Source organism: Heyndrickxia ginsengihumi, assembly GCF_011008565.1.
Taxonomy (GTDB): domain Bacteria; phylum Bacillota; class Bacilli; order Bacillales; family Bacillaceae_C; genus Weizmannia; species Weizmannia ginsengihumi.
On sequence record NZ_JAAIWK010000005.1, the window covers coordinates 94,281 to 111,603 of the forward strand.

Consider the following 17,323-nt stretch of genomic DNA (forward strand, 5'->3'; position numbering starts at 1 on the left):
CTCAATTTGAATGGAGGAATAAATATGAAAATTGCACTAGACCCATCAATGTATGAAAATTTATCTTTAAAGGAAATGGTAGACAAAACAGCGGAGCTAGGATACGACTATATTGAATTATCACCGCGCGAAGATTTTTGCCCATTCTATAAATATCCTAAAGTAGATAAAAGTCAAATTAAAAATTTAAAAAGATGGTTAAATGATGCGGGGGTTAAAATATCTTCATTACTTCCTCTTTATTATTGGGCAGGTCCAGAGGAGGACCGTCGTCAGGCGGCAGTACGAAATTGGAAACGTGCAATTGAAATTGCTGTAGAATTGGATATTGATTTAATGAATAGCGAATTCAATGGTACAAAGTACAATCCAGTCGTTTGTGAGGAGAAGTTTATTAAATCGATGGATGAACTTATTCCAGTCTTTGAAAAAGAAGGGATTAAACTAAATCTTCAAGCGCACCCTTATGATTTTATCGAAACAAATAAAGGCGCAGTAGATATGATCCGTGCATTGGATCGACCATGGATTAATCTTGTTTATTCAACGGCTCATACTTTTTATTACGATGATGGTATTGGGGATATAGAAACGATGTTCGACTATGCTGGCGATCGGCTAACACATGTGTTGTTTTCTGATACATTTAATCACAAAGCGGCAAACGGTTTACGTTATATTGTTAATCCACCAGGAGCAGAAGTAACGATTCATCAACATTTAAATATTGGCGAAGGTGAAGTAGATTTCGATACAATTTTTAGAAAGTTAAAAGAAATGAATTTTGATGGAATTGCAACAAACGCTGTATTTGCCTGGGTTGATAAGGCTGATGAATCTAGTAAGTTCATGCTGGAAAAAATGAAAGAAGGTTTAGGCCTAGCGATAAGTTAATACGCCTATTAAAAATAAATTTGTATTGGAGAGCTGATGATGAAACTAGGATTTAATGAAGCTACGACACTACGAAACTCAAATTTAATAAAGGATTTAGAATACTGCGAAAAACTAGGATACGATTATATCGAAATTCGAACAGAGGATAAATTGACGGAATATTTACAGAATCATACGCTTGAGGAGTTAGTGTATTTTTTTGACACACATCATATTAAACCATTGGCGCTCAATGCATTAATATTTTTCAACAATCGCGATGAAGCTGGACATAAAGCAATAATAGATAAATTTAAAGATATGGTTGAAAAAGCTTCGAAAATTGGAGCGAAATATATTGTGGCTGTTCCGTTAGTTACGGAAGAAAAAATATTAAAAAATGAGATTAAAAAGAGCTGCGTAGAAGTGCTGCAAGAGTTATCTATGATTGCTGAACCATATGATGTAAAAATTGCTGTTGAATTTATCGGACATCCACAGGCGACGGTTAATACATTTGCTCAAGCATATGACATTATTCAAACGGTTAATCGTGAAAACGTAGGTTTAGTATTTGACTGTTTCCATTTTCATGCAATGGGTTCACAGCTGGACGACTTAAAAAAAGCGGATGGATCAAAAATTTTCATATTGCATATTGACGATACAGAGGATTTTCCAATCGGAATTTTAACGGATGAAGATCGAGTATGGCCGGGTTTTGGTGCAATTGATCTTGATAATATACTATCAACATTAAAAGCAATTGGCTATTCAGATGTTGTTTCTGTCGAACTATTTCGTCCTGAATATTATCAGTTAACTGCGGAAGAAACGATAAAAACAGCTAAAGATACGACTCTAAAAGTTATATCTAAATATTACGATTTAAATGCAGTTAAGAACTAAATATGACTTTGAAATGAGAGGATGCTGCCAAAGTGACGCTTGTATCGATGAAAGAGATGGTTTTAAAAGCGAAAGATGGTCAATATGCAATTGGCCATTTCAATATAAATGGATTACTGTGGACTCAAGCGATTTTACAGGCGGCTGAAGAGGAACAAGCACCAGTTATTTTAGCTGCTTCTGATAGAATTATAGATAAATTGGGTGGGTTTAAGGCGATCGTTGGAATGGTAAATGGACTTTTAACTGAAATGTCCATTTCAGTTCCGGTAGCACTGCATTTAGATCATGGTAGAACAGTAGAAAGATGTAAGGAAGCAATTGACGCAGGATTTACCTCTGTGATGATTGATGGTTCACATTATCCGATTGATAAAAATATTGTAATGACAAAGCAAGTTGTTGAATATGCAAAGGCTAACGGTGTCTCAGTAGAAGCAGAAGTCGGGACAGTCGGTGGCATGGAGGATGGACTTATTGGCGGGATCCAATATGCAGATCCAAATGAATGCTTAAGACTTGTCAATGAAGCGGGGATTGATGCATTAGCTGCTGCGCTTGGTTCAGTGCATGGACAATATCAAGGTGAACCGAAGCTTGGGTTTTCAGAGATGAAATATATTTCAGAGTTAACAAATATCCCGCTTGTATTACACGGTGGATCAGGTATACCAGACTATCAAATTAAAAAAGCAATTAAATATGGTCATGCAAAAATTAATGTCAATACGGAATGTATATTAGCGTGGGCGAAGGCGATCAGAACAGTGCTCATAAATGATAGTAAAGTACATGATCCATGGGCGATTCTTACACCTGGTAAAGAAGCAATAAAAACTACTGTGAAAGCAAAAATGAAAGAATTTGATGTAAGTCAGAGAGTAGAAAAAAGTTACGTTGATTAAACGGTCTGCGGAAAAAGAATCTACATGGGTAGCTTTTCAATAAATTTTTAAGGGCACTGTAAAAATTAGTGCCCTTTTTTGACTGCTATCAATATCAACGGTTGAAGTGATGTATGAGCAGCAATATCAACTGGAAAATATTGTATGTAATTAATTTTGGTTAAAATCGAACCTCTCCCTCTCTTAAACTATTATAATTAGCAGTATAAAGGAAAAAGGGGAGAATAAGCATTGTTTGTATGTTTTTGGAAGATATGTTATACGGCTATCTTTATCATTCTGTTCGCCTTTGTGCCGATAGAAGTGTCCGCAAGCAGTGGATCTTCTAAAGATGTGACACAATCTTTAAATCAGGATAGTAATAAGGAAGCAGCTTCAGTTCCTAAAAATTATGAATTAATCAGTAATGAGTCAACAAATGGAACTAAAAGTGAGAATTCTGATTCTATACAAATTAATAATGATCAATACACGTTTAATAAGCACATTGCAAAAAACGCCTATGAAATGGATTATGTAAAGCCATTTGATGAAGAGAAATATAAAAATCAACTTCTCAGTGAAAATGCGAAATCTATAAAACAATCATATGATGTCGGTGATCATAAGCAATTTTGGACTTATAATATTGCAAAAGACCAATACGAGAGCATGAATGCGACATTATTATATGACGGTTCCCGTACACAAGTCTGGGTGAACGACAATGAAATTTCGGCAACAGAAGCGAAGCAATTAGGAAGCGAATTTGACGATCATATTTACCCATTAGATGTGGAAAATTTTGGAAATGAATCAGATGTTGATGGAAATAAAAAAGTTAATATTCTTGTCTATGATATACAAGATGGATTTAGCGGTGACGGAGGATATGTTGCAGGCTATTTTGATCCCCGCGATCTCTCCACTGCTTCTTATTCAAATCGCTCAGAAATTTTCTATATTGATACGTATCCATCGATGGGGCTAGGATCTAGTAAAGATGTTTCGGAAGCATATTCTACTTTAGCTCACGAATTTCAACATATGATCAATTATAACCAAAAAGTATTGATTCAGCAGAAACCCGAAATGGATACTTGGCTGAATGAAGGACTTTCAATGGCGGCGGAGCAAATGTATTTAAAGCAATCCCTTCAAGATCGCATCGACTATTACAATGAAGATGCAGATATTACGAAGGGGCATTCTTTACTAAATTGGGATGATTCGGGAGATACGTTAGCCAATTATTCATTATCATATTTATTTATAGAGTATTTAAAAATTCAATGTGGGCACGGAGATCAAATTTTTAAAGAATTAATTGATGATCCCAATAGCAACTATCAAGCCGTTCAAGATATTATTAAAAAATATATAGATAAAAATCTTACATTTGGAAAATTCATGACAGATTTTAGGGCGGCGTTGATATTGCGGCAACGTTCTGGTCTATATGGTTTTAAAGGAGATCCAGCTTTTGATTCATTACAGACTAAAGTTTATAGTGGAGGAGCTTTGAATTTAAAAGGCGGGGGAGCAGTTGTAAAGCAAATTCCATCTTCACAAAGTTTAAGCATCCCCGTCAATAAAGGGACAGATATTACTTATACCCTTTTATCGACCGATCAAAGCAGTGCACAACCAATTAAACCAAATGTACAAGAAATTGGCGATAATAGTAACTTCATTATCGGTACAGCGTATGAGAATAATAAAGTCTTTGTTAAGTCAGGTTCTAAAGTTATTGGTCAGGCTACTGTAGACAGTCATGATATGTTTAAAGTTCAACCTATTCCTAAGCAAAAGGCAGGATCAATTTTAACTATTTATGCTGAAAATTCATTACAGCAAAAGAGCGCTGCAGTTTCTGTCAAGGTAGTAGATAAAACACCGCCGGCAGTACCTACTGTGTACACTTTTGGCAATAATGCTATAACGATAACTGGCAAAGCTGAACAAGGTTCATCCGTTTTCATTAAAAGCGGAAAAACGGTGCTTGGCCATGGGATTGCTAGTAATAAAGGGAGCTTTTCCATAAAGATCAAAGCAAAACAAAAGGCAGGCACTGTGCTCACAGTGTATGCTGTAGATAAGGCGGGAAACAAAAGTGCTAGTAAAACGATAAAAGTAGTGGATAAAATTTCGCCAGCTACACCGAAAGTCTATACATTTGGGAACAATTCAACAACGGTAACTGGAAAGATTGAGGCAGGGGCGACACTGACTATATACAGAGGAAAAATAGTATTGGGAAAAGGCGTGGCAAACAGTAAAGGAAATGTATCTGTTAAAATTAAATCAAAACAGAAGGCAGGTACTGTATTAGTCGCATATGCTACAGATAAAGTAGGAAATAGGAGCCATAGCAAGTCATTTAAAGTTGCGGACAAAATAGCACCACATATGCCATCGGTCAATAAAGTTACGACAAAAACTACGAAAGTGACAGGGAAAGCTGAAAAAAGTGCGACTGTTTATGTTTATAGAGGGAGCAAGTATCTCGGAAAGGCGAAATCCAGTTCAAAAGGGTACTATCACATTAAAATATCGAAACAGAAAAAAGGAGCAACGTTAAAGATTTATGCCAAGGACAAAGCCGGCAATAAAAGTAAGACGCGTAGTGTGAAAGTATACTAATTGGATAGAGAGGCTGGGGAAACTCAAAATTGGTTAGCTAAAGATGAGCATTGCATAAATCAGCTCCGGAAATAAACGTAGACTCCTTGCGGGAGGATAGGCATCGGTTAGACCCCGCAGTGCAATTAGCACGAGGAGGCTCACCAGCCGCCCGCGGAAAGCGAAGTATATTTCTTCAGGAGCGGGGGTGGAGCACATATTTGGGTTTTCATTAGTTATTTCCTAATAAAGAGCTAGGCACTTTCATTTGTGCCTAGCTCTTTTAAATATTAAACAATTTCACTAATCTTTCTAACTAAAATTCCAGCATCTTTTAACGCTTTCGTAATATATTGAGCAAATTCAAGGGCATGTTCTCCGTCTCCGTGGATACAAATTGTGTCCGCTTGAATGGAAATATCAGTTCCTTGTAAAGACGTTACTTTTCCTTTCTTTACCATGCGAATGACTTGATTAACAGCAGCTTCATGATTTTTTATTAATGCATTTGCTTCACGTCTAGATGTTAAAGAGCCATCTTCTTGATAGGTGCGGTCAGAAAAGACTTCACTAGCAGTACGAAGACCAATTTTTTTCCCGGCTTTAATAAGCTCACTGCCAGCTAAACCGAACATGATCAGTTCCGGATCGACCTTGTATATGGCTTCTGCGATCGCCTCAGAAAGAGGGGCACTTTTGGCAGCCATATTAAATAGTGCACCATGTGGTTTAACGTGCTGTAGTGTTCCCCCTTCTGATTTTGCGAATGCGTAAAGTGATCCAATTTGGTAAACGACAAGATCATAAGCTTCCTGAGGAGAGATTTGCATATTTCTTCTTCCAAAACCAACTAAATCAGGCAATCCTGGGTGAACTCCGAGACCGACATTTTTTTCTAATGCCAACTGTACCGTTTTTCTCATCGTTGTTGGGTCACCAGCATGGTATCCGCAGGCTATATTTGCAGATGTAATAAAATCGAGGATGTCTTCATCACTTCCAATTTGATAAGCGCCAAAACTTTCCCCCATATCACAATTTATATCGACAATATGCATGTTTCTCACTCCTATTAAAATTTTAGTTGGATTCCTTTTTTTAAGTGTTGAATTTTTATTTCCCTTTCTAAATAGAGCTGTTGAGCCTCTTCAAGACTGATTTCTGCAAAGCGAATTTGGTCGCCTGGTTTTGCCTGCGCTAATAGTGGCAAGTCAGCAGAAGCAATTTGTCCAATTTTAGGATATCCGCCTGTCGTTTGCCGATCAGCTAATAGAACGATCGGATTTCCGTCGGAAGGAACTTGAACGGTGCCGAAGCTTACTGCTTCTGACAGCATTTCTTGCGGCTGTTTTAATGCTAACGATGGGCCTTGCAAACGGTATCCCATCCGATCTGATTCAGTTGAAACAGAAAAAGCACGATGGAAAATATTTGCTTGACTTTCCTGAGTAAATAATGAAAACTGTCTCCCTTTCATCATGCGGATAGGGGAGTTCAAATGATAAAAAGAAATTAATTCCGCTGATACGGACCAATCCATTTCTTTAAAAGCATGATTGCCGGCCATTTCTTTAAATCTATTCAACATTTTCATAGAAAGCGCAGTTGGGGAAGCTGCTATTATTTGGTCACCCGCTTGTAAAGCACGGCCATGATAGCCACCGATGTTTGCTCTTAAATATGTGGATTTACTATTCATTACAGTTGGTACTGAAAAACCCCCGGCAATTGCAAGATAAGCACGACAGCCATTTTTTGCAGAACCAAATGTTAACATACTCCCCTTTTGCACAAACACAGGTTTCCATAAATGAACAGGTTTGTTATCAATCTTTGGTGATAGGTTGCCGCCACAAATAGAGATCAATGATGGTTCGTTAAATTGGATAGTCGGGCCAAGTAAAGTCATTTCTATAGTCGGTGCTGTTTCTTCATTGCCTACGAGTAAATTTGCGATTCTATGCGCCAGTGTATCCATTGCACCACTTGCAATTACACCATATTTTTGAAATCCAAATCTCCCGATATCTTGAATTGTTGTAAGCAGACCAGGTTTATAAATAGTAATCATGATTCATCTTTCTCCAATTGTAAGTATTCTTCGTGACTAATAGGTTTAAATCGAATGCTGTCACCTGCTTTTAACAGGCTTGGCGATACACCTTTTGGGCGAAACAATTTTATAGGAGTTCGTCCAATTAATTGCCAGCCCCCAGGTGTTTCAATAGGATAAACGCCTGTCTGCTTTCCTGCTATGCCAACAGATCTTTCAGGAATTGTTAATCTTGGCGATTTTCTCCTTGGCGCTGCAATCTTTTCAGACATTCCACCGATATACGGGAAACCAGGGGCAAAGCCGATCATGTATACTAAATAATCGCCTGATGAGTGAATGTCAATGACTTCTTCTGGTGTCAGTCCGTTAATTTCAGCAACATATGCTAAGTCTGGTCCGAATTCTCCGCCATAGCAAACGGGTATTTCAACAATCCGGTGTTTTGGAGATGAATCGATTGTTAAAGTTGATAGAATGTGGTGAAGCTCTTTACAGACATATGTATAAGGAAATACTGTATGTTGATGGATAGCTAAAGGATTATAAAAAATCGTTACGGTTGTATATGCAGGTACATATTCAATCATCCAATCAGGTGGGGATTCGTCCAAATAATTAGAAATGAATTGTATGTAACGATGTGTCTCTATGTTAATATCATTTCCAACTTCAATAACAATTGCTTGGTCACCTAAAGGATATAATTGATAATCCATTACATCTGTCACCTCCATTAAAATAGTATTGTATGAGAATATTGATGAAAAATGAAAAACATTGCTGATATATAAATTTTAATGTAAATTTTCTAATGATTCAATATAATCACAATGTCCGTTATGATTGAAAGTATCAAACTTTCCCATTTTCATCAAATTTTATGAATTAAGATATGAAAAATAAGAAGAAGGGATGGAACGCGTTGGCGTGCACTTAATTTTTAATTATGTGTTTTCTTAATTGTATACTGTTGCTCTTTAACGATGACATGGAAAATGTGGAGAGAAAAATCTACTAATTTATTTAACTTCTTTTTTAAAAAATCATTGACATATTGAAAGCGTTTGCTAAAATAATGGTATCGGTTTCATTTTAAATATTGGATGGTTGAAGAGTATGAAAAAAGAAGATTCAAAAGTGACAATTTATGATGTAGCGGCGGCAGCAGGTGTATCAAAATCAACAGTCTCACGTTATTTAGGTGGCCGCTTTCATGAAATTTCACCAAAAACGCAAAAGAAAATTGAACATGTAATTCAACAATTAAATTATAGACCGAATAATTTAGCACGAGGTTTAAAGGGGAATCGCAGCTATTTAATCGGGGCTATCGTTGCAGACATTACGAATCCATATACGACAGCGATATTAAGAGGAGCAGAGGATGTTTGCAAGCAACACGGATATAGTTTATTAATCTGTAACTCTGACAATCAACCATCAAAAGAGCGTGAATATATTTCAATGCTCCAATCTCATCAAATTGATGGGGTATTTGTGCAAACGACAGGAGGAAATCAAGCTTTTTTACAGGAACTTTCGAGGAATGGGGAAACACCGATCGTTCTTGTGGATAGGAAAATTCCTGAACTGTCTTTTGACACAGTCGGAATCGATAACCATCACGCTGTATTGCAAGCAGTTTCCTATTTGCTAAAACAGGGGTATGAAAGAATTGCTTACTTTACCGAACCAGTTCAAGAAATCAGTCCGCGCCGTGAAAGATATGTAGCTTTTCTTGAAGCACTACAAATAGAGAACGAAGAGCATCAAAGTTTGAATGATATCTATGAGTTGGATGTTCATGATAAAGATTTGTTGGATAGTCAACTTGCTGCATTTTTAGCTGATTCAAAGGGGCAGGCAAGGGCAATTTTAACAGCAAACAGTGTTGTGGCATTAAAGCTTATTTTAAGTATAAAAGAAAAAGGATTACAAATTCCAAAAGATATCGCTTTAATGAGCTTTGATAATCCTAGTTGGGCAGCAGCTATTGAGTCAGGCATTACAACAATGGTGCAGCCAACTTATCAAATTGGATCAACTGTTGCAGAATTAATATTGAAAAGAATTAACGGAGAGCAAACAGCTGTTCAAACGGTTGCATACCAAACAAGGCTATTTGAAAGAGGATCTACTCCAAAAGTTTAGCTTACAGCAAAGGATAAATCATTTACACAAGAAAATGGTATCGGTCCCAATAACTAAAAGTGGTATCGGTCCCAAACAAAGGGGTAAGCAATATGGAAAATCTGTTGATTACAATGAATTCATTCCCATTGGAAACAAATTATGAGGAAATTTTTTCTGAAGTGAAAGCTGCTGGACTAAAGGGTGTAGAGATTCGCAGGGAGTTATTAAATGAACAAACTCCTAATTTAAGAGAGATTAAGCGTATGCTGACAGCACTTAATTTAAAAGCGTATTATTCTTGTCCAATAGCACTGTTCGGAAAAGAACATCAGCTCATTGATTTAACAACTTTTTATAAAGAAGCAATTGAACTCGGGGCAGAATTGATCAAATTTTCATTGGGGGATTATAAGGAAAACATATCAAATATTCGTGCTTTGGGAGATGCTGTCAACTATTTTACAGAGGCTGGAATTACCTTTACCATCGAGAATGACCAAACGGCATTAGGGGGCAGGATTGATAGACTAGTAAACTTTTTTTCAACTTGTCATGGTGCAAGGATTCCCATTTTTTTGACTTGTGATATCGGTAATTGGGTATATGTGGGGGAAAATCCAGAAACGGCTATTGAAATGTTACGGGATGAGACGATTTACATTCATATTAAAGAAGTAATTGAAACGGGAAAAGGACTAGAAACGATTGCAATAGATGATACATTGAACCAAAAATGGAAGCGTTTTCTTAGTCTGTTCTCGAAAACTCATACGATGGCATTTGAATTTCCAATCAAATCTAAAGTTGAATGTTATATACAGTTCATACAAGAAGGGGTGTATGTAAGATGACAATATTTGATGTCATGACTTTTGGAGAAGCAATGGGGATGTTTATTGCAAAAGAGACGGGTGATTTAGCGACAGTTACAGAATTTACAAAGGAGTTAGCGGGAGCGGAAACAAATGTAGCGATCGGTTTAGCACGCTTGAAACATCATGTTTGCTGGATGAGCAAGGTGGGTACTGATCCGCTTGGTGATTATATCATTCATGAATTAAACAAAGAACATGTAAACACTACTCTCGTGAAAAAGGATAAAGAGCACCTTACAGGATTCCAGCTCAAAGAAAAAGTATTAACAGGTGATCCTTTCGTTCAATATTATCGAAAAAACTCCGCTGCGAGCAAGATGAAAATGGAGGATTTTCCTGAGTTAGCAGAGATGAAAGCGAAACATTATCATTTAACAGGTATTCCGCTTGCGCTTTCACCATCTACTCGCGAATTAAGTCGCTATCTCATAGATAAGGCTAGGAATGAAGGGAGCACAATTTCATTTGACCCAAATTTACGACCGTCTCTATGGACTAGTGAAGGAGAAATGATTGAAACGATTGAATCGTTCGCATGCCAAGCTGATTATGTCTTTCCGGGAGTTGCTGAAGGAAAGGTATTAACGGGATATGATCGTCCTGAGGACATTGCGGCACACTATTTAAATAAAGGAGTCAAAATTGTATTTGTCAAAATTGGTGAAAAGGGTGCATATGTTGCTACAGAAAAAGAACAGGGTATTATACCAGGCTTCTATGTTAAGACGGTTGTTGACACGGTAGGTGCAGGCGACGGTTTTTCCGTAGGTGTTTTAAGTGGATTATTTGATGGTTTATCTGTATTTGAAGCAGCTAGAAGAGGAAATGCGATTGGTGCACTTGCAACAATGTCTGCTGGAGATAAAGAAGGTTTGCCGACAAGAGCGCAACTCATGACATTTATGCAACAAAATAAGGCTGCTGTAAGGTCGTAAAACTAGCCTTTTGAAAGAGGTGATGTGAATCATCGGAGCATAACGGCAACATGATTCAAGAAATGCAATAAGGATCAAAATCTTTTTATAGGGGTGTATGATGATGGAGAAAAACGTAGCGAGCAAAAAAAGATTTTTCTACTTGGTTCCGATTGCTTTTATTACTTACAGTTTGGCATATTTTGACCGTGCCAATTATAGTTTTGGTGCAGCTGGTGGAATGGCAGGGGATTTGAACATTACAGCAGGTGTTGCATCCTTTTTATCAGCTTTATTCTTTTTAGGCTATTTCTTCTTTCAAATTCCTGGTGCCATTTATGCTGAAAGAAAAAGTGCAAAAAAGCTTGTTTTTTGGAGTATGATTTTATGGGGATTTTTGGCTTCAGCAACAGGTTTAGTCCACCATGTGGCATGGTTATATCCAATTCGTTTCTTTCTTGGTGTTGTAGAATCTGCCGTTATGCCGGCGATGCTTGTATTTTTAAGTAATTGGTTTTTAAAAGAAGAACGCTCACGTGCGAATACCTTTTTAATTTTAGGTAACCCGGTTACAGTATTATGGATGTCGATCGTATCTGGCTATTTATTGAAAGCGCTTGACTGGAGAGGGATGTTTGTAATAGAAGGTTTACCAGCAATCATTTGGGCATTTTTCTGGTTGAAGTTAGTTCAAGATAAACCTAGTCAAGCAAAATGGTTAACGGATGAAGAAAAACGTAATATTGAAGAAGAGATGAGTGAGGAACAAAAAGGATTGAAAGAAGTTGCTAGTTATAAAGAATCCTTCCGTTCTAAAACAGTCATTCTCCTTGCAATTCAATATTTCGCTTGGAGTATTGGGGTATACGGTTTTGTCATGTGGCTGCCGTCTATGATTAAGGAAGCTTCCCATATGGATATTGTTGCTACAGGATGGTTATCTGCAGCCCCATATTTATTAGCAACGATTGCGATGATTCTAGTATCCTACTTTTCTGATAAAACATTAAATCGCAAAACATTTGTATGGGTGTCATTACTTATTGGTACAGTTGCCTTTTATGGTAGTTATATGATTGGATCTTCTAATTTCTGGATTTCTTATGCGCTCCTAATTATTGCAGGAGGCGCTATGTATGCACCGTATGGTCCATTCTTTGCCATTATGCCAGAAATTTTACCTAAAAAAGTTGCTGGTAGTGCAAACGCTTTAATCAATAGTATGGGTGCACTTGGATCTTTTGTCGGGGCTTATATTGTTGGTTTCTTAAATGGTGCTACAGGCGGAACGAAAGCATCCTTTATGTTTATGGCAATTGCCTTACTGATCTCAGTCATTTTAACATTGTTGGTGAAAGCTCAAAAGCGAGTAGAAGTGAAAGAGGAATTTGAAGCAAAGGCGGTAATAAAATGATTATACAGTTAGCGTTGGATCGGTTTTCTATTCCGGAAGCAATTGAAATCGCTTCCGGAGCAGAAGCTGAAGTTGAATGGATTGAGGTAGGAACTTCTTTAATAAAAGAGTTTGGGGTCAAAAGTATTTATGAGATAAAAAATCGCTTTCCTAATAAAACAATTATTGCGGACGTAAAAACATTTGATAACGCTAAATATGAGTTCGAGCTTTGTTTTAATGCCGGAGCAGATATTGCTACGGTAATGGGAGCAGCGCCAATGGTGACGATTGAAACGTGTTTAGAAGTAGCGAAGAAATATGAAAAAAAAGTGATGATTGATTTATTAAATACAGGTGAAGACAATAGGCATACTATTCAGCATCTGCAAGATGTTATTGTTTGCAAACATATTAGTAAAGATCAGCAAGAAGAAGGGGATCGAGCAGTGTGGGATCAAGAAAAAATCCCTTCTTACCAGCAGCTTGCAGTGGCAGGAGGGATTTCCCTTACGTCACTCCCAGAGCTAAACAAAATGAATCCTGATGTATTAATCGTTGGTTCGGCTATTAGTAAAGCAAAAGATCCAGGTCAGGCAGCCAAGGAAATTAAAGAAGCATGGAGGAAGCTAAAATGAATCGTGAAACAGAAATTATTTTATCAGAAATTCAAACTGTCTTTTCAAAAATCAATAATCAACATGTCGCTACACTTGTCGACATGTTAACAACACCATCAAGAATTTTCGTCTTAGGGGAGGGCCGTTCAGGACTCATTGCCAAATCGTTTGCAATGCGGCTTATGCATTTAGGTTTTCAAGTTTACGTTGTCGGCGAAACGATCACACCATCCGTTAAGGACGGAGATGTATTAGTGGCAATATCGGGTTCGGGAACAACAGCAAACGTAGTCCAAACGGCAGAGAAGGCAAAGAAAACAGGTGTAACCGTTGTCAGTGTTACTTCTGATTCAGCATCGCCGCTTGCAAACCTTTCTCATCAAACAATTGATATACCAGCTGCAACGAAATATCGAAGAGAAGGAGAAATTCAAAGTAAACAGCCATTAAGTTCGTTATTTGATCAAGCAGTCCATATTTATTTTGATGCAGTTTGTATGGCTCTAATGGAAACACAGCAATCGGGGAATGAGGACGCCTTTCAACGCCATAGTAATCTAGAATAGTGAGGAGATCTGTAGCATGAATCCAATTATAGAAAAGATCCATGACGAACAATTTATCGCGGTATTACGGGCAGACACAGTGGAAGAAGCAATTGAAAAAGGCGAGAAGCTGATACAGGCAGGTATACGGATCCTTGAAGTGACCTTTACGATTCCCGAAGCAGAGAAAGTGATCGAATATTTTACTAGAAAAGTAGATATGATTGTCGGAGCCGGAACAGTTATAACGATAGAACAAGCACAGCTGGCTGTAAGAGCAGGTGCACAATTCGTCATTAGCCCTGGCTACGATCATGAGCTCGGCAAGTTTGCTAAAGAACATCATATCGTCTATATTCCAGGTGTTGTGACGCCTACAGACATTATGCAAACAATGAAAGATGGATTTACTATATTGAAGCTTTTTCCAGCCAATGCATATAGTCCAAGCTATATTAAGCATTTAAAAGGGCCATTCCCAAATATTGAACTAATTCCAACTGGCGGAATCACAAATGAAACAGCACAGCAATGGCTCGATGCCGGCGCTCTTGCAGTTGGAATGGGAAGCGGCTTGGCTGCAATAAAAGGGCCGGTTTTATAACGGGCAATGAAAAGGAGGATACTTTTGCTATCCTCTTATTTGTCTACAGTCTTTTTTATGTTAGATAGGGATTCTCCGAAGCTTACCGTGGGCAAGCACCGAGCGGACGTTTCTCTAAACCAATGGAGTATTTGCATTTAAACTCCATTTATATAGAAGAAATTCTACTCCTTTTCTTGAAAGTTATCATGGCCATGGACTTAAAGTAATTAGCAAGAGGCGGGGACAAAAGTAAATGCACTGCGGGGTCTCACCGATGCCTATCCTCCCGCAGGAGTATATTTCCAGAGCTGATTTGTACAATGTTCGTCTTTAGCTAACCACTTTTGAATTTTTTCCCAGCCTCTTGAGCTTGCGCTAAAAATAGAAGCCCCCCATCGCATAATAGATTCAATGGGGGGCTTCTATACTATTTAGAAGGATAACATTTCTTTATTCTCATTTTGCTTTGTTCAGCCTTACTGAGCTGTAATTTTTTTCGTTTTTTTGTTTACACTGTACCAGCCACGGGTTACACTATGACCTACACCAGTGCTTGGGTCATCTATGACTTTTTCATAAACATGAATAATATAGTTTCCTTGACCATCATCGTGATCGTATTGAACGATCGTTTTGTCATCGGAGTCGACACCTAAGTATTGCTTAACTAAATTGACAGCTTCTTCTTGTGTTAAGCTTTGATTTGTTCCTTGATTCGTACCGGAGTCTTGTGATTGATCAGAAGACTGGCTTGAACTTTGACTTGAACCTTGGCTAGAGCCTTCTTGCTGATTAGTGTTTGTATTAGTATTTGAACTTGTTGCTTTTGAGCTTGTATCTTGGTTAGATTTTGTATTATCTGATGAACTTTTTTGCGGCTGGGCTGACGTTTGCTCAGTATCAGACGCAGATGTTTTTGCTCCATTTACTGCTTGCTTTATTAAACTCTTGATTGTACTTTTTTGCTCAGAGATTGCAGGGTGTTCTAACGTGTTTTTACTTAATGCTTTATTTAAGACGTCGTTTGCTTCATCATATTGATTGTTGGCAAGAAGTGCTTTTCCCTTTTTTATGCTCTTCTCCAAGGATTTTTTTTGTCTTAATAATGTTTGATCCTTATGAATCAGTGATTTCGCTTTTGACTTTGCTCTTTTTAGAAGTGAATCATTTCCTTTCATTGCTACCACCTGCTTCGCCTTTTTCAAACTTATATCTAATTTCCCTTGTTTTATAGCTTGTTCACTATCAAGCAATAGTTGTGTAGCCTTAATATAGGAAGAGATTTCATCTGTTTCTTTTTCGTTCTGCGCTTTTTCAAATAAACTGACGGCTTTTGAATAATCTCCATCGTTAAAAGCATCTTTTCCTTTTGTTAAATTGTCTGAATACGCTTGTGGTGTGCATCCAACTAATAAAAGAGCAATTACTAAAATCGACAATTTTTTCACATACGTCCCCCCCGATCATAGTGCTTCTATAAGTAAATGTTAACACGAAAAAGCAATAGGGTCATTAAAATCTTGGGTGAATTCCCAAATAATTGTAAAAAACGAAAGTGTTTTCATATTTAAAAAGGAAACATAAACAAATATTTTACCTTTTATTATTCATTGGGAGATAAAAAATTATCCTTCAAAAATAAAGAGTGTGGGCTATTTTACCATTGAAAACTAGATGGAGAAAGATAAAATGAACATATTAGAAATTGTATTTATGTAGGCCTTTTGTAGTGCTAATATAAATGACTTTTTCAATTCGACATGCTTCAACATACTATTACAAGTGCATTACAAATATGACGAGAAACTCCTAATAGCTATGAAATATGTTATAATGTGGTATAAATTGTACTTGTTTTTTACATTAATAATAATGGGAATAAAACTAATTTTAGATGGTATAGAAGTAGTATTATACAATTTTAAAATATAAAGGTCCTTATTAAAAAATAGAATAGAAACTATTATATAAATAGAATTTATAGCTAAAAATTGGGGGTATAAAATTTATGAAGAAAGTAAGAAAAGCAATTATTCCGGCTGCGGGTTTGGGGACAAGATTTTTACCTGCTACAAAAGCAATGCCGAAAGAAATGTTGCCAATTGTTGATAAGCCAACGATTCAATATATTATTGAAGAGGCTGTTGAAGCAGGAATCGAAGATATTATTATTGTTACAGGCAAAGGAAAGCGGGCAATTGAAGATCATTTTGATCGTGCTCCGGAACTAGAACAAAATCTTGCTTCAAAAGGTAAGCATGAACTTCTTGAAAAAGTAAATTACTCCTCGAATTTAGCTAATATCCACTACATTCGCCAAAAAGAGCCAAAAGGACTTGGACATGCTGTTTGGAGTGCACGCAGTTTTATTGGTGATGAACCATTCGCAGTTCTATTAGGCGATGATATCGTTCAAAGTGAAACTCCATGCTTAAAACAATTAATGGACAAATATGAAGAAACACATTCTTCTATTATTGGTGTTCAACAAGTACCTTCAGAAGAAACTCATCGTTATGGCATTATTGACCCAACAGCACAAAATGGCCGACTTTATGAAGTTAATAATTTTGTTGAAAAACCTGCCCAAGGAACTGCTCCATCTAATTTAGCGATCATGGGACGTTATGTACTAACACCGGAAATTTTTACACTTCTAGAAAATCAAGAAACAGGTGCAGGAGGGGAAATTCAATTAACAGATGCAATCCAAAAACTAAATACAACACAGCGCGTATTTGCCTACGATTTTGATGGCAAACGTTATGATGTCGGAGAAAAATTAGGATTCGTAAAAACGACAATAGAATTTGCTTTGCAACATGAAGAAATAAGACAAGATGTCATTAAAGTAATAGACGAATTGCTACAAGAATACAAAATAAAGTCTTAATAATAATTAATTATTAG

Annotated in this window: 16 protein-coding genes; 12 read left to right on the forward strand and 4 right to left on the reverse strand. The window is 37.0% G+C overall.

Features of this window, described 5'->3' with window-relative positions; all coding sequences use genetic code 11:
* The first annotated feature begins 24 nt into the window (after positions 1 to 24).
* From G4D61_RS05240 to G4D61_RS05255, 4 genes are all read left to right on the forward strand, one after another.
* A complete protein-coding gene (locus tag G4D61_RS05240) occupies positions 25 to 894 on the forward strand; it encodes a sugar phosphate isomerase/epimerase family protein (protein WP_025727299.1) in 870 nt (289 codons plus the stop codon).
* A gap of 39 nt (positions 895 to 933) precedes the next feature.
* A complete protein-coding gene (iolI, locus tag G4D61_RS05245) occupies positions 934 to 1,785 on the forward strand; it encodes a 2-keto-myo-inositol isomerase (RefSeq protein WP_025727300.1) in 852 nt (283 codons plus the stop codon).
* Positions 1,786 to 1,817: 32 nt separating this feature from the next.
* Positions 1,818 to 2,690 carry a class II fructose-1,6-bisphosphate aldolase gene (fba, locus tag G4D61_RS05250; RefSeq protein ID WP_025727301.1) on the forward strand — a complete coding sequence of 291 codons (873 nt, stop codon included), beginning with the start codon at positions 1,818 to 1,820 and terminating at the stop codon, positions 2,688 to 2,690.
* 231 nt (positions 2,691 to 2,921) lie between these two features.
* Positions 2,922 to 5,312: an Ig-like domain-containing protein gene (locus G4D61_RS05255; RefSeq protein WP_235929324.1), complete on the forward strand. Its 2,391-nt coding sequence runs from the start codon at positions 2,922 to 2,924 to the stop codon at positions 5,310 to 5,312.
* A 269-nt stretch (positions 5,313 to 5,581) separates the two neighbouring features.
* Here G4D61_RS05255 and G4D61_RS05260 read toward each other — a convergent pair whose 3' ends face one another.
* The 3 genes from G4D61_RS05260 to pxpB are packed head-to-tail and all read right to left on the reverse strand — an operon-like array spanning position 5,582 to position 8,063.
* Positions 5,582 to 6,349, reverse strand: a complete 768-nt coding sequence (locus G4D61_RS05260; RefSeq protein WP_025727303.1) for a LamB/YcsF family protein — start codon at positions 6,347 to 6,349, stop codon at positions 5,582 to 5,584.
* Between the two features lie 14 nt (positions 6,350 to 6,363).
* Positions 6,364 to 7,362 (reverse strand): 5-oxoprolinase subunit C family protein, encoded by a 999-nt coding sequence (locus G4D61_RS05265; protein ID WP_025727304.1) that lies wholly within the window; start codon positions 7,360 to 7,362, stop codon positions 6,364 to 6,366.
* Complete coding sequence (gene pxpB, locus G4D61_RS05270; RefSeq protein WP_025727305.1) at positions 7,359 to 8,063, reverse strand: 5-oxoprolinase subunit PxpB; 705 nt, start codon at positions 8,061 to 8,063, stop codon at positions 7,359 to 7,361. Before pxpB ends, G4D61_RS05265 begins: the two co-directional genes overlap by 4 nt.
* A 400-nt stretch (positions 8,064 to 8,463) precedes the next feature.
* Between pxpB and G4D61_RS05275 the strand changes: the two genes are divergently transcribed.
* The 7 genes from G4D61_RS05275 (at position 8,464) to G4D61_RS05305 (ending at position 14,431) form a co-directional block, all read left to right on the forward strand.
* Positions 8,464 to 9,498 carry a LacI family DNA-binding transcriptional regulator gene (locus tag G4D61_RS05275; RefSeq protein WP_163173379.1) on the forward strand — a complete coding sequence of 345 codons (1,035 nt, stop codon included), beginning with the start codon at positions 8,464 to 8,466 and terminating at the stop codon, positions 9,496 to 9,498.
* Positions 9,499 to 9,590: 92 nt separating this feature from the next.
* A complete protein-coding gene (locus G4D61_RS05280) occupies positions 9,591 to 10,331 on the forward strand; it encodes a sugar phosphate isomerase/epimerase family protein (protein WP_163173381.1) in 741 nt (246 codons plus the stop codon).
* Positions 10,328 to 11,290, forward strand: coding sequence for a sugar kinase (locus tag G4D61_RS05285; protein ID WP_163173385.1), 963 nt, complete (start codon positions 10,328 to 10,330; stop codon positions 11,288 to 11,290). The genes G4D61_RS05280 and G4D61_RS05285 overlap by 4 nt, the downstream gene beginning before the upstream one ends.
* Positions 11,291 to 11,393: 103 nt before the next feature.
* Positions 11,394 to 12,683, forward strand: coding sequence for an MFS transporter (locus tag G4D61_RS05290; protein WP_163173387.1), 1,290 nt, complete (start codon positions 11,394 to 11,396; stop codon positions 12,681 to 12,683).
* Positions 12,680 to 13,300 (forward strand): 3-hexulose-6-phosphate synthase, encoded by a 621-nt coding sequence (hxlA, locus tag G4D61_RS05295; RefSeq protein ID WP_163173389.1) that lies wholly within the window; start codon positions 12,680 to 12,682, stop codon positions 13,298 to 13,300. The genes G4D61_RS05290 and hxlA overlap by 4 nt, the downstream gene beginning before the upstream one ends.
* A complete protein-coding gene (gene hxlB, locus G4D61_RS05300) occupies positions 13,297 to 13,848 on the forward strand; it encodes a 6-phospho-3-hexuloisomerase (RefSeq protein ID WP_163173391.1) in 552 nt (183 codons plus the stop codon). The genes hxlA and hxlB overlap by 4 nt, the downstream gene beginning before the upstream one ends.
* Before the next feature lie 16 nt (positions 13,849 to 13,864).
* The gene (locus G4D61_RS05305; RefSeq protein WP_163173393.1) at positions 13,865 to 14,431 is read left to right on the forward strand and encodes a bifunctional 4-hydroxy-2-oxoglutarate aldolase/2-dehydro-3-deoxy-phosphogluconate aldolase; all 567 of its coding nucleotides are present in this window, start codon (positions 13,865 to 13,867) and stop codon (positions 14,429 to 14,431) included.
* Between the two features lie 458 nt (positions 14,432 to 14,889).
* On the opposite strand, the gene G4D61_RS05310 is transcribed toward G4D61_RS05305, so the two are convergent.
* The gene (locus G4D61_RS05310) at positions 14,890 to 15,861 is read right to left on the reverse strand and encodes a hypothetical protein (protein ID WP_163173395.1); all 972 of its coding nucleotides are present in this window, start codon (positions 15,859 to 15,861) and stop codon (positions 14,890 to 14,892) included.
* A 560-nt stretch (positions 15,862 to 16,421) separates the two neighbouring features.
* Between G4D61_RS05310 and galU the strand changes: the two genes are divergently transcribed.
* A complete protein-coding gene (gene galU / locus G4D61_RS05315; RefSeq protein ID WP_163173397.1) occupies positions 16,422 to 17,306 on the forward strand; it encodes a UTP--glucose-1-phosphate uridylyltransferase GalU in 885 nt (294 codons plus the stop codon).
* Positions 17,307 to 17,323 lie beyond the last annotated feature (17 nt).